Annotated in this window: 14 protein-coding genes; 9 read left to right on the plus strand and 5 right to left on the minus strand. The window is 73.5% G+C overall.

From position 1 onward, the window contains the following. Window positions 1-128 precede the first annotated feature (128 nt). The 4 genes from J116_RS02640 (at window position 129) to J116_RS02655 (ending at window position 4,783) form a co-directional block, all read left to right on the plus strand. Window positions 129-872: an enoyl-CoA hydratase/isomerase family protein gene (locus tag J116_RS02640; protein ID WP_023590907.1), complete on the plus strand. Its 744-nt coding sequence runs from the start codon at window positions 129-131 to the stop codon at window positions 870-872. Window positions 873-968: 96 nt separating this feature from the next. Continuing rightward, on the plus strand, window positions 969-1,832 hold the full coding sequence (locus J116_RS02645; protein ID WP_023590906.1) for an SCO6745 family protein: 864 nt from the start codon (window positions 969-971) through the stop codon (window positions 1,830-1,832). A 134-nt stretch (window positions 1,833-1,966) separates the two neighbouring features. Next, the gene (locus J116_RS02650; protein ID WP_023590905.1) at window positions 1,967-4,405 is read left to right on the plus strand and encodes a Tex family protein; all 2,439 of its coding nucleotides are present in this window, start codon (window positions 1,967-1,969) and stop codon (window positions 4,403-4,405) included. Window positions 4,406-4,588: 183 nt separating this feature from the next. Next, window positions 4,589-4,783, plus strand: coding sequence for a hypothetical protein (locus J116_RS02655; RefSeq protein WP_023590904.1), 195 nt, complete (start codon window positions 4,589-4,591; stop codon window positions 4,781-4,783). 26 nt (window positions 4,784-4,809) lie between these two features. On the opposite strand, the gene J116_RS02660 is transcribed toward J116_RS02655, so the two are convergent. After that, entirely contained in the window at window positions 4,810-6,447 is a 1,638-nt protein-coding gene (locus J116_RS02660) for an ABC-F family ATP-binding cassette domain-containing protein (RefSeq protein ID WP_023590903.1), read from the minus strand. A gap of 113 nt (window positions 6,448-6,560) precedes the next feature. Next, complete coding sequence (locus J116_RS02665) at window positions 6,561-7,898, minus strand: M14 family metallopeptidase (protein ID WP_079147638.1); 1,338 nt, start codon at window positions 7,896-7,898, stop codon at window positions 6,561-6,563. A gap of 525 nt (window positions 7,899-8,423) precedes the next feature. Between J116_RS02665 and J116_RS02670 the strand changes: the two genes are divergently transcribed. Then, on the plus strand, window positions 8,424-9,980 hold the full coding sequence (locus tag J116_RS02670; RefSeq protein WP_023590902.1) for a M1 family metallopeptidase: 1,557 nt from the start codon (window positions 8,424-8,426) through the stop codon (window positions 9,978-9,980). A gap of 31 nt (window positions 9,981-10,011) precedes the next feature. On the opposite strand, the gene J116_RS02675 is transcribed toward J116_RS02670, so the two are convergent. Together J116_RS02675 and J116_RS02680 are read right to left on the minus strand one after the other, a co-directional pair. Next, the gene (locus J116_RS02675) at window positions 10,012-10,563 is read right to left on the minus strand and encodes a YwqG family protein (RefSeq protein WP_037948703.1); all 552 of its coding nucleotides are present in this window, start codon (window positions 10,561-10,563) and stop codon (window positions 10,012-10,014) included. Window positions 10,564-10,869: 306 nt separating this feature from the next. Then, window positions 10,870-13,038 (minus strand): TerD family protein, encoded by a 2,169-nt coding sequence (locus J116_RS02680; protein ID WP_023590900.1) that lies wholly within the window; start codon window positions 13,036-13,038, stop codon window positions 10,870-10,872. Window positions 13,039-13,235: 197 nt separating this feature from the next. Between J116_RS02680 and J116_RS02685 the strand changes: the two genes are divergently transcribed. Beyond that, entirely contained in the window at window positions 13,236-14,285 is a 1,050-nt protein-coding gene (locus J116_RS02685; RefSeq protein ID WP_023590899.1) for a LacI family DNA-binding transcriptional regulator, read from the plus strand. 136 nt (window positions 14,286-14,421) lie between these two features. Here the strand turns inward: J116_RS02685 and J116_RS02690 are convergent, their stop codons facing one another. Then, window positions 14,422-17,190 (minus strand): glycosyl hydrolase, encoded by a 2,769-nt coding sequence (locus J116_RS02690; protein WP_023590898.1) that lies wholly within the window; start codon window positions 17,188-17,190, stop codon window positions 14,422-14,424. 248 nt (window positions 17,191-17,438) lie between these two features. On the opposite strand from J116_RS02690, the gene J116_RS02695 reads away from it, so the two are divergent. From J116_RS02695 to J116_RS02705, 3 genes are all read left to right on the plus strand, one after another. After that, window positions 17,439-18,743, plus strand: a complete 1,305-nt coding sequence (locus J116_RS02695; RefSeq protein WP_023590897.1) for an ABC transporter substrate-binding protein — start codon at window positions 17,439-17,441, stop codon at window positions 18,741-18,743. A gap of 246 nt (window positions 18,744-18,989) precedes the next feature. Continuing rightward, a complete protein-coding gene (locus tag J116_RS02700; RefSeq protein WP_023590896.1) occupies window positions 18,990-19,970 on the plus strand; it encodes a carbohydrate ABC transporter permease in 981 nt (326 codons plus the stop codon). Further along, the gene (locus tag J116_RS02705; RefSeq protein WP_023590895.1) at window positions 19,967-20,803 is read left to right on the plus strand and encodes a carbohydrate ABC transporter permease; all 837 of its coding nucleotides are present in this window, start codon (window positions 19,967-19,969) and stop codon (window positions 20,801-20,803) included. Before J116_RS02700 ends, J116_RS02705 begins: the two co-directional genes overlap by 4 nt. Window positions 20,804-20,857: the final 54 nt, after the last annotated feature.

Raw genomic sequence — 20,857 nt, forward strand, 5'->3', positions numbered from 1 at the left:
TCTTTGCGAATTCGACGGGATCTGGATGCCTTCTGAGGGGCCCGTTCTCCCCGCGCCCCTCCCGGTACGGCCGCCGCAGCGCGCCCTTCCCGGCCGGGGCGCGCGGGCGCCCGGATAGCATCCGGCGCATGGAGCCGCAGCTGCTGCACCGCGTCACGGACGGGGTCGCGACCGTCGTCATCAGCAATCCGGCCAAGCGCAACGCCATGACGGCCGCCATGTGGCGGGCCCTGCCCGAGCTGCTGGAGGAGCTGGCCGCCGACCGGGACGTACGGGCGCTGGTCCTGACCGGCGACGGCGACACGTTCTGCGCCGGGGCCGACATCTCCACGCTGCGGGAGCCGGACGACCGGCAGCCGTCGCTGGCGCTGCGGGCGGAGGAGGCCCTGGCCGCCTTCCCCCGGCCGACGCTCGCCGCGGTGCGCGGCTACTGCGTGGGCGGCGGGTGCCAGCTCGCCGCCGCCTGCGACCTGCGGTTCGCGGAGGAGGGCGCGCGGTTCGGGGTGACACCCGCGAAGCTCGGCATCGTCTACCCTGCCGCGTCCACCCGGCGGCTGGTCTCGCTCGTGGGTCCCGCGACCGCGAAGTACCTGCTGTTCTCCGCCGAGCTGATCGACGACCGGCGGGCGCTGCGCACGGGCCTGGTGGACGAGCTGCTGCCCGCCGGGGAGCTGGACGGCAGGGTGGCGGAGTTCGTGACGGTCCTGCTGTCGCGGTCGCCGCTGACGCAGGCCGCCGCCAAGGAGTTCGCCGCCGGGGCGACCGACCGAGACGCGCACTGGGCGGAGGAGGCGCGCAAGAGCGGCGACCAGGCGGAGGGCGTGGCCGCGTTCCTGGAGCGGCGGGCGCCCGTGTTCACCTACCGGGGCTGAACCGCCCACACTCGGCCAGGACCGGACCGGAGCTGCCCGCACAGGACCGGAGCGGAATCCTTCGCTCCGTACCGACCAGTCGGTAACGTGTGCGGCATGACGACGACTCTCCCGCCGCGCGCCGTGCGCCGCTGCCACCACCCGGTGAACCTCTTCCACTCGACGGTCTACTTCTCCCCCGAGTTCGGCGAGGAGCTGGCCGGTGTCGGCGTCACCGATCCGCACGCCGCCTACTTCGCGGGGCGCGCCGCCGCGATGGGCGCGGTCGGCGCGGGAGCGGTGGCCGGGACGTTCTACAACTTCGACCACGCCCTCATAGCCCGGCACCTGCCCGCCGTCTGGGAGACCGCTTCCCCGGCGGACGTGCTCGCGGCGCGGCTGCGCGCGGTCGACCGGACCGTACGGCGGCTGCTCGGCGACGCGGTGGACTCGGCCGAGCTGGCGGAGGCGGCCGAGCTGGCCCTGCGCGCCACCGAGGCGTGCGCCCGGCACGCCCGGCCCCTGTACGCGGCGCACGCCGACCTGCCGGTGCCGGACGCCCCGCACCTCGCGTACTGGCACGCGGCGACGCTGCTGCGCGAGCACCGGGGGGACGCGCACCTGGCCGCCCTGCTCAGCGCCGGGCTGGACCCGCTGGAGGCCGTCGTCAGCCACACCGCGACAGGCACGGGCGTCTCGCCGCGCTGGGTGCTCGCCTCGCGCGGCTGGGAGCAGGCCGACTGGGACGCCGCCGTGGAGCGGCTGCGCGACCGCGGCCTGATGGACGAGGGGGGAGCGCTCACGGAGGCGGGCGCGGCCCTGCGCGAGGAGGTCGAGGACCACACGGACCGGATGGACACGGCGCCCTACGCCCGTCTCGGCGCGGCCGGAGTCGAACGGCTCACCGAGCTGGCCAAGCGCTTCCTCGCGACGGCCGCCGCCGCGGGCGCCTTCCCCCGCGACCTCACCGGGCGGGGCTGACCCGACCGCCGCGTGCCCGGCGCGGGCCGGGCACGCGGGCGCGGCCCGGCGTGCCGGGAATGCGACACATCCCGCCCCGGCCAGGCAGAATGCGACGGCAACCTGAAGGCACGGAAGGCGGGTCGGGACACACCGTGACGACGTCCATTGAAGGCAGGATCGCCGAGGAGCTCGGCGTACGGGAGCGGCAGGTCAGGGCGGCCGTGGAGCTGCTGGACGGCGGCTCGACCGTGCCGTTCATCGCGCGTTACCGCAAGGAAGCGACCGGGACGCTCGACGACGCGCAGCTGCGCACCCTGGACGAGCGGCTGCGGTACCTGCGGGAGCTGGAGGACCGGCGCGCCGCGATCCTCGACTCCGTACGGGAGCAGGGCAAGCTGACCGAGGAGCTGGAGGCGCGCATCCGGGAGGCCGACACGAAGGCCCGCCTGGAGGACATCTACCTGCCGTTCAAGCCGAAGCGGCGCACCAAGGCGCAGATCGCCCGTGAGGCCGGTCTCGAACCGCTCGCGGACGGGCTGCTCGCCGACCCGGGGGTGGAGCCGCTGGCGGCCGCCGCCGCGTTCGTGGACCCGGACAAGGGCGTCGCGGACCCGGGGGCCGCGCTGGAGGGCGCGCGGGCGATCCTCACCGAGCGGTTCTCGGAGGACGCCGACCTGATCGGTGAGCTGCGCGAGCGGATGTGGACGCGCGGCCGGCTGGTGGCGAAGGTCCGCGAGGGCAAGGAGGAGGCGGGCGCCAAGTTCGCCGACTACTTCGACTTCGCGGAGCCGTTCACCGAGCTGCCCTCGCACCGCGTGCTGGCGATGCTGCGCGGCGAGAAGGAGGACGTGCTGGAGCTGGTCCTGGAGCCGGAGGAGCCGGTCGAGGGCCCGTCCACGTACGAGGGCATGATCGCCCGGCGGTTCGGGATCGCCGACCGTGGCCGCCCGGCCGACAAGTGGCTGGCGGACACGGTGCGCTGGGCGTGGCGCACCCGCGTGCTGGTGCACCTCGGCATCGACCTGCGGCTGCGACTGCGCACGGCCGCCGAGGACGAGGCCGTGCGGGTGTTCGCCGCGAACCTGCGGGACCTGCTGCTGGCCGCGCCCGCCGGGACGCGCGCGACGCTGGGGCTCGACCCCGGCTACCGCACGGGCGTCAAGGTGGCCGTGGTGGACGGGACCGGCAAGGTCGTCGCGACGGACACGGTCTACCCGCACGTGCCGCAGAACAAGTGGGACGCGTCGCTGGCGACGCTGGCGCGGCTCGCGAAGGAGCACTCCGTCGAGCTGGTCGCCATCGGCAACGGCACGGCGTCGCGCGAGACGGACAAGCTCGCCGCCGACCTGATCGCCCGCCACCCCGAGCTGAACCTGACGAAGGTGATGGTGTCGGAGGCGGGTGCCTCGGTGTACTCGGCGTCGGCGTTCGCCTCGCAGGAGCTTCCCGGCCTCGACGTGTCGCTGCGCGGCGCCGTGTCGATCGCGCGGCGGCTGCAGGACCCGCTCGCCGAGCTGGTGAAGATCGACCCGAAGTCGATCGGAGTGGGCCAGTACCAGCACGACCTGTCCGAGGTGAAGCTGTCCCGGTCGCTCGACGCGGTCGTCGAGGACTGTGTGAACGGTGTCGGCGTGGACGTCAACACTGCCTCGGCGCCGCTGCTCTCGCGCGTTTCGGGCATCGGCTCGGGACTCGCCGAGAACATCGTGGCGTACCGGGACGCCAACGGCCCGTTCCGGTCGCGGCGGGCGCTGAAGGACGTGCCGCGCCTCGGCCCGAAGGCGTACGAGCAGTGCGCGGGCTTCCTGCGCATCCGGGGCGGCGACGACCCGCTGGACGCCTCGGCGGTGCACCCGGAGGCGTACCCGGTGGTGCGGCGGATGGTGAAGACGACCGGCGGCGAGGTCGCGGCGCTGATCGGCAACACGGGCGTGCTGCGGTCGCTGCGGCCGGACGACTTCGTCGACGAGAAGTTCGGTCTGCCGACCGTGACGGACATCCTGCGGGAGCTGGAGAAGCCGGGCCGCGACCCGCGTCCGGCGTTCCGCACGGCGACGTTCAAGGAGGGCGTCGAGAAGATCGGCGACCTGGCGGCCGGGATGGTGCTGGAGGGCGTCGTCACCAATGTGGCGGCCTTCGGCGCGTTCGTGGACGTCGGCGTGCACCAGGACGGTCTGGTGCACGTGTCGGCCATGTCGCGGAACTTCGTCAAGGACCCGCGCGAGGTGGTGAAGCCGGGTGACGTGGTGAAGGTGAAGGTCCTGGACGTGGACGTGCCGCGCAAGCGGATCTCGCTGACGCTGCGCCTGGACGACGAGGCCGCGGGCCGTACCCCGGACGATCGGCCGCGCCGGGAACGGGGCGCCCGCCCGCCGCAGCAGCGCCAGGGCGGCGGCGGTACCGGTGGCACCGGCGGCGGCCAGGAGCGGCGCGGCGGTGGCGGCCGGGGCGGCGACCGGCAGGCCGCGGCGCCCGCGAACAGCGCGATGGCGGACGCCCTGCGGAAGGCGGGCCTGCTGGGCGGCGGGTCCGGTGGCCCGGGCGGTTCGGGTGGCTCCGGCCGCTCCGGCGGTGGCAGGGGGCGCCGCTGAGGCTCGCGGCGGCGCGGAGCCGTGGGACTGCCGGGGCTGCCGTGAGGCCGTAGGACCGTACCGGGGCGCGCGGGGGTTTCCCTGCCCGCCCCGGTGGCGCTTCTGTGCCGACGTGCGGGCGGGGGCGGGGCGTGTGAGTCTGGCCGGGTCACCAGACCTTCGGCTACGGAGACGGAGAGCGCCATGAACCAGATCGGCGACAAGCCCGAAGAGGTCCGCAAGCACCACGAGGAGGCCCGGCGCGCGGCCGGCGGGAAGAAGCGCGACGACCGTGACGCGAACGCCCCGGACGAGAAGGACCGCGTCCGGGGGGCGACGCCCGACGACGAGGCGTACAGCACGTTCGACACGTACGAGGAGCCGGAAGACCGCCCGTAGCGCCCGGTTTCGCGGGGACGCCCCGGTCAGACCTCGGTGACCTTGCCGTCCGCCACCTCCACGCGGCGGGTGACGTGGACCGTGTCGAGCATGCGGCGGTCGTGGGTGACCAGGAGCAGGGTGCCGGTGTACGCGTCGAGGGCGGACTCCAGCTGTTCGATCGCGGGGAGGTCCAGGTGGTTGGTCGGCTCGTCCAGGACCAGCAGGTTCACGCCCCGGCCCTGGAGGAGGGCGAGGGCGGCGCGGGTCCGCTCCCCCGGTGAGAGCGTCGTCGCGGGGCGCAGCACGTGCGCGGCCTTCAGGCCGAACTTGGCCAGGAGGGTGCGGACCTCCGCCGGTTCGGTGTCGGGGACGGCCGCGCAGAACGCGTCCAGCAGCGTCTCCTCGCCGTGGAACAGCCCGCGCGCCTGGTCGACCTCGCCGACGACGACGCCGGAGCCGAGCGCCGCGTGCCCGGCGTCCAGCGGGAGGCGGCCGAGGAGCGCGGCGAGCAGGGTGGACTTGCCCGACCCGTTGGCGCCGGTGATCGCGATCCGGTCGGCCCAGTCCACCTGGAGGGTCACCGGGCCGAAGGTGAAGCCGCCGCGCCGGACCTCGGCGTCGCGCAGGGTCGCCACGACGGCGCCCGAGCGGGGCGCGGCGGCGATCTCCATGCGCAGCTCCCACTCCTTGCGGGGCTCCTCCACCGTGTCCAGGCGCTCGATCATCCGCTGCGTCTGCCGGGCCTTCGCGGCCTGCTTCTCGCTGGCCTCGCTGCGGAACTTGCGGCCGAGCTTGTCGTTGTCGCCCGCCTTGCGGCGGGCGTTCTTGACGCCCTTGTCCATCCAGGAGCGCTGCATCTGCGCGCGGCCCTCCAGGGCGGCCTTCTTGTCGGCGTACTCCTCGTAGTCCTCGCGGGCGTGGCGGCGGGCCGTCTCCCGCTCCTCCAGGTAGGCGTCGTAGCCGCCGCCGTAGAGGGCGGTCCTGTGCTGGGCGAGGTCGAGTTCGAGGACCTTGGTGGCGGTGCGGGCGAGGAACTCGCGGTCGTGGCTGATGACGACCGTTCCCGCGCGCAGGCCCCGTACGAAAATCTCCAGCCGCTCCAGGCCGTCCAGGTCGAGGTCGTTGGTCGGCTCGTCCAGGAGGAACACGTCGTAGCGGGAGAGCAGCAGCGAGGCGAGTCCTGCGCGGGCCGCCTGGCCGCCGGAGAGGGCGGTCATCGGCTGGTCGAGGCCCACGGTGAGGCCCAGTGCGGCGGCGGTCTCCTCGGCCCGCTCGTCCAGGTCGGCGCCGCCGAGGGCGAGCCAGCGCTCCAGCGTGGCCGCGTACGCGTCGTCGGCTCCGGGCGCCCCCTCGACCAGGCCCTGTGTCGCCGCGTCCATCGCCGCCTGCGCCTCGGCGACGCCCGTACGGCGGGCGAGGAAGTCCCGTACGGTCTCCCCCGGCCGCCGCTCGGGCTCCTGCGGCAGGTGGCCGACGGTGGCGGTGCGCGGCGACAGGTGGACCTCGCCGTCCTCGGGGGTGTCGAGCCCGGCGAGGAGGCGCAGGAGCGTGGACTTGCCGGCGCCGTTGACGCCGACGAGGCCGATCACGTCGCCGGGCGCGACGACGAGGTCGAGCCCGGAGAAGAGGGAGCGCTCGGCGTGTCCGGCGGCGAGGTTCTTGGCGACGAGGGTGGCAGTCATCAGGACGCCGATCCTAGGCCAGGTGGCGGGGCCGTGGTTCGCGGCGGCCCCCGCCCCCGTGCCGGGCGCGGGGGCGGGGCCCCTGATCGTGGTGGGCGCCCCGCCCCGGGCGGTCAGCAGTGGGATACCGGTTCCCCCTTCGTGAGGTGGTACGCGGCGCGGGCGTCCAGGAGGAGGGGGACCAGGGCGCGCAGGGGCTGGCGGAGCGGGACGAACGCGCCCGTGGCGTCCGGGACGGCGCGGACGCCGTGGAGGGCCAGCTCGTCGGACCACTCGGCGTACTGGGCGAGGCCGAGGCGGTAGCCGCAGGGCGGGTTCTGGAGGGTCTCGGCGGGTTCGGCCGGGTCGTTGTCGGCGCCGCCCAGCAGGACCGGGCCCCGGTCGGCGTACCCGGCCGTGCGGGCGGCGGCGGTGGCCGCGGTGATGCGGGCGCGCCGCTCGGTGACGTACGCGAAGGCGCCGTCGAGCGCGGCGAGCTGGCTGTCCACGCGGCGCCGGTTCTCGCGCACCGGGTCGCCGCCGTCGGTGAGCGCGTTCTCGCGGGTCTCCACGAGGAGGCCGACCGCGTGTTTGACGCCGGTCGTGTTGCGGAGGATGCGCTCCTGGCCGTCGCCCGCGACCTGGCGGACCGGTTCACCGGTGACCGGGTCGGTCCAGATGCCGTAGAGGCCGCTGGTGAGGCCCGCGCGTTCGGCGGCGGGCCGGACGTACGCCTCGGAGAGGGTGCGGGCCTCGCCGTGGACGCCGGGGCTCGTGTTGAGGTTGCGCGGCCACAGCGCGAGGAGGTCCTTCACGTAGTACGGCGGTGTGGCGCTGTACTCGTGGAGGTCGAGGACGACGTGCGGGCGGTGGTCGCGCAGCACGCGGGCGACGGCGCGGGCCTCGGCCGTGCGCAGGGCGAGGTGGTCGCGGTTGACGTCGACGCCGTCGGCGTTGTGGCGGGTGTTCGCGGCGCGGCCGTCCGGGTTGGCGGTGGGGATGGCGAGGACGGTGGTGCGGGCGAGGAACCGGAGGGTGTGCGGGTCGCGGGCGTGGGCGAGGTCCCGGAGGGTGGTGAGGCAGGCCTCGCGGCCCGACGGTTCGTCACCGTGCTGGCCGCACACGAGGAGGACGGTGGTGGTGGCCGCCGTGGGGGCGGCGCCGACGCGGACGAGCTGGAGCGGGCGGCCCTGGCGGGTGGTGCCCAGGGTGGTGAGGGACGCCCGGTCGCTGCCCCGGTCGACGGCGGTGAGGAAGCGCTGCTCCTCGTCCTGGCCGGTCCAGCGGGCTCCGCCGCTCGTCTCGAAGCCCGTGCCGGGCGGCTGGGGGCCGGTGGCCGTGTCCGGGGCGGCCTGGGCGGGGCCCGCCGACAGGGTGAGGGCGGCGGCGCACGCGGTGAGGGCGGCCAGGGCGCGGGGGTGGCGGAGGGAACGTCGGAGGGGGCGTCGGAGGCGGAGGGGGCGGAGGCTCATCGGGCGGCTCCCGGGATCGGCGGTTCGGTACGCGGCGGGCGCGGGTCGTCCGCACCGGCGCGGAGGGGCGGGGCGGGGGTGGCGACGCTGGAGTCTGCCACCGGTGACGCGCGGCGGCCTCGGGTGGCGCGCCGCACGGTCCGGCAGCGGGTGCGCGCCTCCGGGCCGCCGGCGTGGCGGGACGGCCGGTCGGGGACGGTGCCGTGGAGCGGGGCTCCCTGGCGGGAGCGGGAGTCGTGCCGGGTCCTGCTCGTGAGGGGCGTCGCCGCCGCCCGGGCCGAGCCGGGAGCGTGGGAGGGGGTTCTCCGCGTGCGTGTCGGCATGGGCGGACGGTACTGCCGTGATCTGCCGCCAGAAAGAGGACGATTGCGGGACAAGTGCGGTGGAGGGGACGAGACGGGCCGGGTGGGGTTCATGTCGGCCGGATGGCGATCGTGTGACGGCGCGCGCCATGGACATGACCCAGCGGACCGAGCTGAATAGCGTTCAGACCGTCCGATGTTCCTACGACTTGGAGAGTCATACGTGCACCGCAGACTGATCGTCCCGGGCGCGATCGCGGCCTCCCTGCTGCTGGCGATCCCGGCATCGGCCGCCGACTTCGTGCCCGGGGCACCGGGTATCGGCGACCCCTACTACCCGGCCAGCGGCAATGGCGGGTACGACGTCACGCACTACGACCTGCGGCTGAAGTACCAGCCGTCCACGGACCTGCTGGAGGGCACGGCGACGATCCTCGCCACCCCGACGCAGAACCTGTCCCGCTTCAACCTGGACCTCGGCCTGAAGGCGCTGGACGTCCGGGTGAACGGCCGGAAGGCGGCGTTCAAGGCGACGGGCGCGCAGGAACTGGAGGTCACTCCGGCGGTTCCGCTGCCGAAGGACCGACCGGTTTCGGTCGTCGTGCGGTACTCGGGCAAGCCGTCCGAGGTGAAGATCGACGGCTGGACCGCGTGGCACCGCACCCCGGACGGCGGGGTGGCCGCGCAGCAGCCCGAATCGGCCGTCTGGTGGTTCCCGTCCAACGACCACCCGCTCGACAAGGCGACCTTCGACGTGTCCGTCGCCGTCCCGGACGGCACGCAGGCCATCAGCAACGGCGTCCTCCAGTCGCAGAGCTCCCGGCTCGGCTGGACCCGCTACAACTGGCGGTCCGACAAGCCGCAGGCCACGTACCTGGCGACGCTGGCGGTCGGCAGGTTCGACGTCACCACCGACACGACCGCGAACGGGCTGCCCGTCGTCAACGCGTACAGCAAGGACCTCGGGGCGAACGCCGGGGCGGCGCGGGCGAGCATCGAGCGGACCGTCGAGGTCGCCGAGTGGCTGGAGGAGATCTTCGGGCCCTACCCGTTCAACGCGCTCGGCGGATACGTGCCGAACGTGCGCAGCGGGTACGCGCTGGAGACGCAGACCCGGCCGTTCTACAGCCCGCGCCAGTTCGCGAACGGCTCCAACGTGTCGGTCGTCGTCCACGAGCTGGCCCACCAGTGGTACGGCGACAGCGTCTCCGTGAAGGGCTGGAAGGACATCTGGATCAACGAGGGCTTCGCCCGGTACAGCCAGTGGCTGTGGTCCGAGCGGGAGGGCGAGGGCACCGCGCAGGAGCTGGCGGACTGGGTGTACGCCTCGCGTCCGGCGGGCGACCCGTTCTGGACGGTCAAGCCGGGCGACCCGGGCCCGGAGAACCAGTTCCACCTGGCGGTCTACGACCGGGGCGCGCTGGCGCTCCAGGCGCTGCGCAACGAGCTGGGCGACGAGGACTTCTTCCGTCTCCTCAAGGGCTGGCCGACGGAGCGGGCCCACGGAAACGCCGATGTCGCGGACTTCGTCTCGTACGCGGAGCGGGAGTCCGGCAAGGAGCTGGACGCGCTGTTCGACACGTGGCTGTACCAGCCGTCGAAGCCCGCGACGGCGCCCGTTCCGGCGGCGGAGCGGTCCGGCGCTTCCGCCTCGGCCCGTACGGCGGCTCCGGCCCCGGCGGCCCCGCCGAAGTCCTGGGCCAAGATCGCCGCGACGAACACGGTCCACGACCACAGTGACCACGGCGACCACAGTGACCACGGCCACGGCCACGACTAGGTCCGGTCCTGCCGGTTGCGGGAGGCCGCCTTCATCGCTGCCAGAGGAAGGCGGCCTCGCCGCAGGGACGGCAGTGGAAGACGTAGCCGAGGCCGCCTCCGCCGAAGTTGGCCGAGGTCTCGAACTCGGCTCCTTCCTCCAGCTCGGCCGTGAACGTCATACGGGTGGTGCAGGAGGGACAGGCGGGAGTCTCGTCGCCTTGGAGCCAGTGGGGTTCGTCACCCAGCCACCCGAGCACCGGTTCCTCGGTCGGGGTGTCGGCCGGGCGGGGGCGCAGGGCGGTCACCGCACCGAGGAGGGTCTCGCCCTCGGCGGGGACGGTGGCCGCCGACAGCGGGCCTCGGAACACGAAGGCGCGGTTGGCACCGGCGGTGGCGTCCCAGTCGTCGCACATGCCCGGGTTGTTCTGGCAGAGGAAGACCGCGATCACGCCCGGTTCGAGGGGCAGATGCGCGAAGAACAGCATCGGGCCGCCGCACTCGCGGCACTTCGGCCAGACGAACCCGTCCGGGACGAGGGGCACTCCGCCCGTGCGCAGTCCGGGATCGTCGGCTTCGGCTCTCCCGCCGTGTACGAGCAGCATGGCCAAAGCCTAGGCGCCGCCTCCCCCGCTCCGACCTGGGGGCGGGGGCACTGACCGGGCCGGAACCGCCGGACCGGGCCGAGTCCGCGGGACCGGGCCTGGACCGCCGGAGCAGCCCTGGACCGCCGGACCGGCCCGGAGTGCCCGGAGTGCCCGGTCCGGCCGACGCCGGGGAACGACTACGCCGGGGTGCCCCATCGGGCACCTCGGCGTGATGTCGGCGGCGAGGAAAGCGGAGGAACTGGATTCAGGAAAGGAATGGAGAAGGAAGCCCCTCCATGGCCTCGCCGCGCTCCACGCTAGCAGTCAGCCCGGGATCAGCGCGCGCAGATTCTCCGGGGTGATCACCAGCGAGTCCGGGTGCAGTCCGTCCGGGCGCTCCAGGCCGATGTACGTGACGGGGCCGTCCGGGACCGTGCCGCCCCACAGCGTGGTGGCCGTGGCGCGGTCGGCCATCAGGCCGGTGAGGTACCGGACCGTGAGGTGGTCGCGCTCGACGATGCCGCGCACCAGCGTGGCGACCGACAGCTGGTTCTCCTCGACCCGGTTGGCGGCCGGGGCGCCCCGCAGGTACAGGTGGAGCCACTTGGCGTGCCAGCGGCCGTCGTCCCCGCGCAGGAACACCAGCGGCAGCGCGACCCGGCCAGGCCCGCGCAGCTCCGACTTCATGCGTACCGTACGCGCCTCGAAGGGGCGGCCCTTCTGCGCCTCCTCGCGCAGCATGAACCCGAAGAACGACTCCTCCGCCTCGTCGAAGCCCTCCCCCGAGTAGATGTGGACCTGCGGGACGATGAAGGCCCCGCGCACGGCGCCCAGGCGCAGGTCGATGAACTCCGAGGCCCCGTCGGGGGCTTCCGTGACGTCACCGGAGTGCACGCCCTCGAACTGCTTCAGGGCGGTGTACGAGAGCCAGCGGTCGGTCTCGTATCCGGCGTCGAGCATCAGCGCCGACAGGTCGTAGTCGGTGCGTCGGCGCCGCTGCTTCCAGTGGACGAAGAAGCGCAGCAGTTCGCCCCGGACGGGCGTCAGCGAGCCCCGGGGCAGCACGCCGAAGCCGCCGGTCGTCGCCCTGCCGCTGAGCGGGAGCGCGACGTCCAGGACGTCCGGGTCGATCAGCAGGTGCCCGGGGTCGGGCAGGCGGCGGCGGGTCTCCTCGTCCAGTGCGGCGACCAGGCGCGCGACGTCGGTCGGCGGCACGGGCGCGCGGGTGTCGGCCACGACCCGGGCGCGCCCGCCCCGGTTGACGAAGACGCGGCTGCCGCCGGTGTCCCGGGCGCGGTGGTGCAGGTGCTCGCGGACCGACAGCAGGACCCGGCCGGAGACCTTCGGCAGGACCCGCTCGGCGGCGGCCACGACGGCGTCGCGGTCCTCCTGGGTGCGGCACACGCGCAGCAGGCGGTCCAGGGAGCGCAGCAGCATGCCGGGGGCGGCCGTCAGGAGCCGCGCCGCGCCGGTCACGTCGTCCGCGCCGAGCAACTCCTCGACGCGGCCTTCGAGGGTCCGTGCCTCCTTCTCGCCCCGGGCGACGGCGAACACGTCGGCGGCGTGCGGCCAGCGCGGGTACTCGTGCGGGTGGAGGCGCTCGCCGAGGCGCTTGAACGGCTCGCGGTGCGCCAGGACGTCGGCGAGCTTGGCGGGGGCGGCCGCGACCACCGCGTCGAGCCCGGCGAGCAGGGCGCGGCGCACCGGCCGGGACAGCGCCCGGAAGCGGGTCGGCTCCGTCAGCGTCACGTCACCGCCGGAGAGGGCGCAGGCCAGGCGGAGGACGTCGGTGACGGTGTCCAGCACGGGCTCGTGGCCCGCCGTGAGCCGGGCGGCGTTGACGACGGCGCGGTTCTCGCGGACCGGGGCCGTCTCCGGCTGCGGGCCGTCGGCGCAGTGCTCGGCGAGGGCGTACAGGTCGCGCAGGCCCTCGTCGCCCAGCGGCGTCGTGCTGCCGGCGAGGGCCAGGTACAGGGCGGCGACCTCGTCCTCGGCGGGGCCGCCCGGGTGCAGTACGGTCACCCGGTCGCCCGCGGCGGCGATCAGCTCGTCGTGGGCGGCGAGCAGCTCGGCGTACGTGTGCTGCGGCCTGCCGTACGACGGGAGGGACAGCAGGTCGACCACACCGGCGCGCAGCCGGGCGAGCGTGCCGGGGCGCGAGGCGTCGTCGCTGAGGGCCTCGCGTACGCACCGTGCCCAGAAGTCGAGCGTGTCGGGGACGTTGGCGGGGAAGTCGCGGAAGTACGCGTTGTGCTCGACGTGGTCGCCGACCATCGCCCGGACGCAGTCGAGCACCGGTGTGGCCGTGGCGACGACCGTCTCGTCGGACAGCCCCGACAGCCGCTCCAGCAGCGCCGCCGACAGTTTGAACCCCGCGGACATCAGCGCCGCGTCGAACTGGCGCGCCGCGACCTCGCCGCGCCCTTCAGGTCCGGACGGGACGGGCAGTCGGTGGGTGTGCCGGACGACCAGGGAGGCGAGAGGGTGAGCCATCCGCGCATCGTCCCAAAGGGGTGTGCGGTGAGGCATCCGGGTTTTCGCACACGCGTGCGTGGGCGGAGGCCCGTGCCCCGTGCCGCCTCCGCGCGTGCGGGCGGCTCCGGGGGGCGGGTGAGAGCGCTCTCAGTTAGCCGGGAACCGGATATTCTGACTGGTGTACGCCCCGCCGCAGCCGCCCTGAGGAGTCCGCCTTGCCCGATCCGAGCCCGGCAACGCGTCCCACGCTCGAAGCCGTCGCGGCCCGCGCCGGGGTGTCCCGGGCGACGGTGTCCCGCGTCGTGAACGGCGGGGCGGGGGTGCGCCAGCCCCTGGTGGAACGGGTGCGCCGGGCCGTCGAGGAGCTGGGGTACATCCCGAACCACGCCGCCCGGACGCTGGTCACCCGGCGCAACGGCGCCGTCGCGGTGATCATCGCCGAGCCGGAGTTCCGTGTCTTCTCCGACCCGTTCTTCGAGCAGCAGGTGCGCGGCATCAGCCGCGAGCTGACCGCCCACGACTCGCAGCTGGTGCTGCTGTGGGTGGAGGGCCCGGGCGACTACGAGCGGATCGCCCGCTACCTGGGCGGCGGCCATGTGGACGGCGCGCTGGCGTTCTCGGTGCACGACGACGACGAGCTGCCGTCCATCGTGCGCCGCGTACAGGTGCCGACCGTGTTCGGCGGGCGGCCGGGCTGGCCGGGCGCGACCGGCGAACTGGCCGTGCCGTACGTGGACGCCGACAACCGGGGCGGCGCGCGGGAGGCCGTGCGGTACCTGCTGGGCCAGGGCCGCCAGCGGATCGCGCACATCGCGGGCCCGCGCGACCAGACCTCGGCGACGGACCGGCTGGCCGGGTACCGGGACGTGCTGCTGGACGCCGACCCGGACCTGGTGGCGCAGGGCGACTTCACGGTGGAGAGCGGTGCCCGGGCGATGGCGGAGCTGCTGGAGCGCCGCCCGCGCCTGGACGCGGTGTTCGCGGGCAACGACCTGATGGCGTCGGGCGCCCTGCGGGTGCTGCGCGAGCGCGGGCTGCGGGTGCCGGAGGACGTGGCGCTGGTGGGCTTCGACGACATGGCGTCGGTGGCCGAGGCGACGGACCCGCCGCTGACGACGGTCCGCCAGGACATCGAGGGCATGGGCCGCCTGATGGTGCGGCTCCTGATGCGCGCCCTCCACCAGGACGGCGACCCCGGAGCGGCGGCAGCCGCCCCGGGGTCGGTGATCACCCCGACGGAACTCGTCCGCCGGGCGTCCGCGTGAGCCGCGCGCCGGGCGGGCCGCGCCGGGAGCACCTCGGCACGCCCGCCGGGCGCGGGCTCACACCTCGTACGGCCTCGGGGCGGACCTCACGCGTGGTCGGGGTGACGCGCGTCCGAGGTAACGCCCCGTCTGAGCCCTACGCGTAGGGGATGACCAGGACCGAGCGGTCCGTGCCCGTCTGGAGGCGGGCCGTGCCGTTGCCGATGGCGTGCCAGACCTCCAGGCGGACGGTGCCGCCGCGCAGGTCTCCGAGGGTGCCGGTGGCCGACTTCAGGCCGCGCGTCTGGTTGTACTCCTCCCAGCCCGTGACGGGGTCCGTCGCGAAGTAGTGGTACGTCTCCGTGCGGTCGAACGTGCCGTCGCCCGTCAGGTCGTAGCTGATCCGCGCCTGCTGGCCGAGCGCCACGTTGGTGCCCGCGTCCACCTGGAGGCGGAACGCGGTGGTCGCGCCGGGCCTGAGCGTGCCGTTGACGCCCTTCGCCTCGTAGACGAGCGGCAGGTGCGGGGTGCCGTCGTGGTTGCCGCCGGAGGCCGAGGCGATCGTGTCGGCGCCCGCCGTCCCGCCGGTGGCCGTGGTGAGCGTGCCGCCGGAGCGCAGCTGGAACGTGTTGCCGGTGGACGGCCCCGGCTCGCCCGGGTCCGTGCCGCCGGTGCCGGTGCCGGTGGCCGTGGAGCGGGCGGGGACGGTGAGCTTCGCGCCGTCGGAGAAGGTGACGGTACGGGCGGTGGAGCCGTGGTTGTGGGCGGCGTACGTCCGTACCGTGCCCTTGGTGAAGACCGCCGACGTGGGCAGGTCGCCCGTGATCGACGGGTCGGGCGCGCCCAGCGTGTCCAGGGTGGTCAGCCAGTGGTACGTGTGGGCCTTCGACTCGCCCTGCTCCGGGGTGTACGCGGCGTGCTGCGCGTCCCACTTGGACTTGGCGGCCGCCGGGTCGGCCAGCGACTGGAACTCCCACAGGATGTCGCGCCACTCGACGGCCGGGCCGCCGTTCTGGCGCTCCATCTCGGCGATGTTGCGGCGGATGGCGTCCTTGCGGGCGGCGAGGTGCAGGGAGCCGCCGGTCACCGGGAGGACGTTGATGCCGTGGATCTCCTCGGGGTTGGCGGTCCACCAGGTCGAGTACGCGCCGCCGCTCCCCCACACCATGCCGACCGTGTCATGGCCGAAGGCGGCGGGGAAGACCTGCTGGTCGGCGTCGAACCAGTACTGGCTGATCGCCTCCGACTCGGTGGTGAGGAGGTAGACGCCGAGGTCGCGCAGGGCGGTGTCGCCGGTCGCGGAGCCCCACAGGATCAGGCCCGCGCTGAGGTTGGTGGACTCCGACGAGGACTCCTGGTTGTTGCCCGCGGCGAAGCCCTGGTGGCCGGAGGCCCAGCTGTGCCCGGCGTACACGTCGAAGCCGCGCAGGAACGGGAAGGCGGAGTCGGTGCGGCTGGGGTTGGCGGCGTCCCGGACGAGGGTCTTCACCATGCCGCCCCACGCCGAGTCGGCGGCCCAGGCGGGGTCGTACTGGGCGACGACGGCCGCCGCGTACACGTAGTACGAGTAGTGGAAGTGGTGGTCGTTCAGCTCGCTGTCGCTGCCGTACGAGGCGGGGTAGCCGATCAGGGTGCGCCAGGTGCGGTCGTAGCTGAACTCGGAGGCGCCTCCGGCCGTGAACCACTCCTGGAGGCGGCCCTTCAGCAGCCCGAGGAGCCGGTCGCGGACGGCCGTGTCGCCGATCTGCTCGGCGACCGGGACGAGCTGGGCGAGCCGCCCGAGGGCCTTGCCCGTCCAGTACGTGTCGGTGGCGCCGGAGAACGGGTCGGCGGCGTTCACCACCTCGTTCAGGTAGCCGCGCAGCCGGGCCGCGTCGGTGCCGGACGCCTTGGGGAGCGCGGGCAGCACGGGCGCGGTGCGCTGGCTGGTGGTGAAGGTGCGGGACTCGCGGACCTTCATGGTGCCGCGCGGCGAGACGTACGTGTACGCCGTGAGCGGGTCCGTCGTGTGGAGCCACTGGTGGCGGTACAGGGCCTGCAGGGTGCCGGTCTCGGTGCCCTCCTGCGGCTGGGTGGTGAGCGTGTAGGTGGCCCGGACGGTGCCGCCGCTCGTGCTCCAGGACGCCTGGGAGCCGGTGACGAAGCTGTACGCGTACTTCTTGTACGTGGCCAGCGCGCTCGTGGAGGGCAGGACGGCGAGCGAGAAGTAGTCCTTGCCGGCCAGGCCCGCCGTGACGGTGGAGCCGGAGACCGTCCAGTCGGCGCCGGTCGGCGCGAACAGGGCGTAGTGGTGGCCCGCGACGGTGATGCCGAGGACGTTGCCCTGGTCGGCGAAGACGGTCGGCGCGGTGGCGGTGGTGACGCGGGCGTCGCCGCCGGTGCCCTTGGCGTACACGAAGGGCAGGCCGTGGCCGATGGTGGCGCGCAGGGTGCGGGCGCCGTCGGACCAGTACGGGGTGACGGTCCAGTCGGACCAGGCGTCGGCCTTGGTGTCGGGGGCGTTGAGGCCGGTCAGACCGAGGGTGAGGTCGCGCTTGTGGGCGAACTCGTACTGCCGTCCCTCGCCGACGATCGCGGGCGTGGTCGGGTAGCCGATGTCGAGGCCCGCGGCGGTGGCCTGGTAGGTGAGCGGATGGCCGTACATGGGGGTGGAGTACGGGTTGTCGCCGTAGCGCTGGAAGGCGAGGGACGACCACCAGTCGTTGGTGGGGACCGGTTTGCCCTGGGCGGCCGGGGTGACCTTGGGCGTGACGGGGGTTCCGGTGTTGGTGGTCGGGCCCGTGGTGCCGGGCGGCCGGGTGTCGGAGTAGCTGCCGGCGCCGACCGGGACGGTGGCGGCGGCAGCGGGGGAGGCGGCGGGGCCGGTGAGGCCGACGGCCGCCAGGGCCGCGGCCAGGGCGACGACGCCTGAGCGGGGGGTTCTCATGGGGGATTCACCTCAGTGGTGAGGGTGGCGGGAGAGCTGGTCGAGAGCGCTCTCAAGTGCCTGGAACGTAAAACTCCTGAAACATGACTGTCAATACAGGCGACAGGGCCGGTAGTTGGTGTGCCGCACAGCCGTTATCCGTTCGAGTCTTGACGCGGCAGGCCCCGCCGGGGCACGCTCCCCCCACATTTGTGAGAGCGCTCTCAACGAATGGTTCACCGCTCGATCGAAGCCAAGGGAGGCTTCTCATGCCCATCGCCCGAGCCGCCAGAAGGGCCGCCGTCCGACTCGGTGCGGTCGCGCTCACCGGAGCCATGCTCGCCGCCTGCGGGTCCGGCGCGTCGGACACCTCGTCCGACGCGGCGGGCGGCAAGGTCACGATCACCGTCGATCTGTTCGGCTCGTTCGGCTACAAGGAGGCCGGGCTGTACGCCGAGTACGAGAAGCTCCACCCCGGCGTCACGATCAAGCAGACCGACACGGAGGACGAGCAGGACTACTGGAAGTCCCTCCAGACCCGGCTCGCGGGCGGTGGCGGCCTCGCCGACGTGCAGGGCATCGAGGTGGGCCGCATCGCGTCCGTCACGCAGCAGCAGGCCGACAAGTTCGAGGACCTCGCCAAGTACGGCGCGAACGACCTCAAGGACCAGTTCGCCGAGGCCAAGTGGTCGGCGGCCACCACCAAGGACGGCAAGGTGCTGGGCCTGGGCACGGACGTGGGCCCGGAGGCCATGTGCTACCGCACCGACCTGTTCAAGCAGGCCGGGCTGCCCACGGACCGCGAGGAGCTCGCCAAGAAGTGGGCCACCTGGGACGGCTACCTGGAGCTGGGCAAGCAGTACAAGGCGAAGGCCCCCGGCAAGAGCGCCTGGCTGGACAGCGTGGGCAGCCTCTACACGATCATGATCGGCCAGGAGGAGGAGCGGTACTACGACGCCTCCGGCAAGCTGATCTACGAGAACAACCCGGCCGTCAAGGCCGCCTGGGACGCCGCGACCGAGGCCGCCGCGGCGGGGCTGAGCGCCAAGCTCGACCAGTGGTCGCCGCAGTGGAACCAGGCGTTCGCCGCCGGGTCGTTCGCGACCATCCCGTGCCCCGCCTGGATGCTCGGCTACATCAAGGGCCAGGCGGGCGACGCGGGCAAGGGCAAGTGGGACATCGCCAAGCTCCCCGGGGGCGCGGGCAACTGGGGCGGCTCGTACCTGGCGGTGCCGCGCGCGGCCAAGCACAAGAAGGAGGCGTACGAGCTGGTCAAGTGGCTGACGGCGCCCGAGCAGCAGGCCAAGCTCTTCGAGAAGCAGGGCAACTTCCCCTCCTCGACCGGCGCCATCGCCAAGGTCGCCGACGCGAAGGACCCGTACTTCTCGAACGCCCCCATCGGCAAGATCTTCGGTGACGCGGCGAAGGAGGCGCCGGTGCAGGTCCTCGGCGTGCACGACAAGAACGTCGCCGACCAGATCACCAACGCGCTGAGCGAGGTGGAGCGCAAGGGCACCGCCCCGGACAAGGCGTGGGCCAACGCCAAGAAGGGCGTGGACAACGTCATGGGCTGACGCGGCCACCGGCCCCGCCGGACGCTGCCCGTCCGGCGGGTCCCCGCCCGGTACGGAACGGGGACCCCGCCCCGTACCGCGCCCCCGTCAACCCGTGAACCACAGCCCGTCACCCCGTGGCCTACCTGCCCGTCACCCCCTGGCACCCCAGCCCGTCACCCCGTGACGCACTACCGCGTCGCCTCGTGACGTACCAGCCCGTCACCTTGTGAAGTACCGCCCCACGACCTCCCGAAGGGCCGCACCGTGACCCTGACCGCTCCGGCGGGCACCGGCGCACCGCCGAACCCGCCCCCCGACAAGGCCGCCGAGGCCGCCCGGCCCTCGGCGGTGCGCCGCGCCTGGGCGACCGTCTCGCCGTACGCCTACATCGCCCCGTTCTTCACCCTCTTCGCCGCCTTCGGCCTCTTCCCGCTGCTCTACACCGCGTTCGTGTCGCTCTACCGGGTGGAGCTCCAGACCCCAGGCGACATGGAGTGGCGCGGGCTCGGCAACTACGCGGCGCTGTTCACCGACGAGTTCTTCTGGATCTCGCTGCGCAACACGTTCACCATCGGTGTGCTGTCCACGGTCCCCCAGCTGGTGATGGCGCTGGGCCTCGCGCACCTGCTCAACTACAAGCTGCGCGGCCGGACGTTCTTCCGCACGGCGATGCTCCTGCCGTACGCCACCTCCGTCGCCGCCGCGACACTCGTCTTCGCGCAGCTGTTCGGCCGTGACTTCGGGCTGGTCAACTACGCCCTCGGGCTGGTCGGCGTCGGCCCGGTGGACTGGCAGACCGGCACGGTCGCCTCGCAGATCGCCGTCTCCACCATCGTCATCTGGCGCTGGACCGGCTACAACGCGCTGATCTACCTGGCCGGCATGCAGTCCATCCCGAGCGAGCTGTACGAGGCCGCCGAGATGGACGGCGCGTCCCGCTGGCGGCAGTTCCTGCACGTCACCCTGCCCGGACTGCGGCCGACGATCGTCTTCACCGTCGTCGTGTCCACCATCGGCGCCACGCAGCTGTTCGGTGAGCCGCTGCTCTACGAGGGGTCCGTCTCCGGCGGCATCTCGCACCAGTACCAGACGCTCGGCCTGTACATGTACGAGCAGGGCTGGGGCTTCTTCCACCTGGGCCGGGCCGCGGCCATCGCCTGGGTGATGTTCCTGCTCATCGTGGTGCTCGTGGGGGCCAACGCCCTGCTCGCGCGCCGCCGTTCCCGCAAGGAGGCCGGGCGATGACCACGCGCGCGGGGCGCACGCTGCACGGCGGCAAGGTCGCGTACGCGATCCTCATCGTGGCCGTCCTCGTCTCGGCCTTCCCGTTCTACTGGACGATCGTCGCCGCCAGCCGCTCCAACGCCGACCTGGCGCAGGTGCCGCCGGCGCTGCTGCCGGGCCCGAACCTGCTCCGCAACATCGAGGCGGTGACGGAGGAGGCCGACATCGGCACGGCGCTGGTCAACTCGCTGATCGTGTCCGGGTCGATCACCGTCGGCACGGTGCTGTGCTGCACGCTCGCCGGGTTCGCCTTCGCCAAGCTGCGCTTCCGCGGCCGGGGCGCGCTCCTCGCGGTCACGGTGGGCACGATGATGATCCCGCCGCAGCTCGGGGTGATCCCGCTGTTCATGGTGATCGCCGAACTCCAGTGGGTGAACCAGCTCCAGTCTGTGATCCTCCCGGGCCTCGTCTCGGCGTTCGGCGTGTTCTTCATGCGGCAGTTCCTGGTGCAGGCGCTGCCGGACGAGCTGATCGAGGCGGCCCGGGTGGACGGCGCCTCGTCCGCGCGGATCTTCTGGTCGATCGTGGTGCCCATCGCCCGGCCCGGCATGGCCGTGCTCGGACTGCTGACGTTCATGGCCGCGTGGAACGACTTCTTCTGGCCCATCGTCGCCCTGTCCTCGCAGAACCCGACCGTGCAGGTCGCGCTGCGCCAGCTCGGCGGCGGCTATGTCCACGACCAGTCCGTGATCATGGCGGGCACGCTGCTGGGCACGCTGCCCGTGCTGCTCGTGTTCGGCCTGCTGGGCCGGCAGATCGTCGGCGGCATCATGCAGGGCGCGGTCAAGGGCTGACCCCCCCTCCTTTTTGTTCGTACTGATCCCTACCGATCGTTGGGAGTTCCCTCC

This window comes from Streptomyces thermolilacinus SPC6, from assembly GCF_000478605.2.
In the GTDB taxonomy this organism is placed as follows: domain Bacteria; phylum Actinomycetota; class Actinomycetes; order Streptomycetales; family Streptomycetaceae; genus Streptomyces; species Streptomyces thermolilacinus.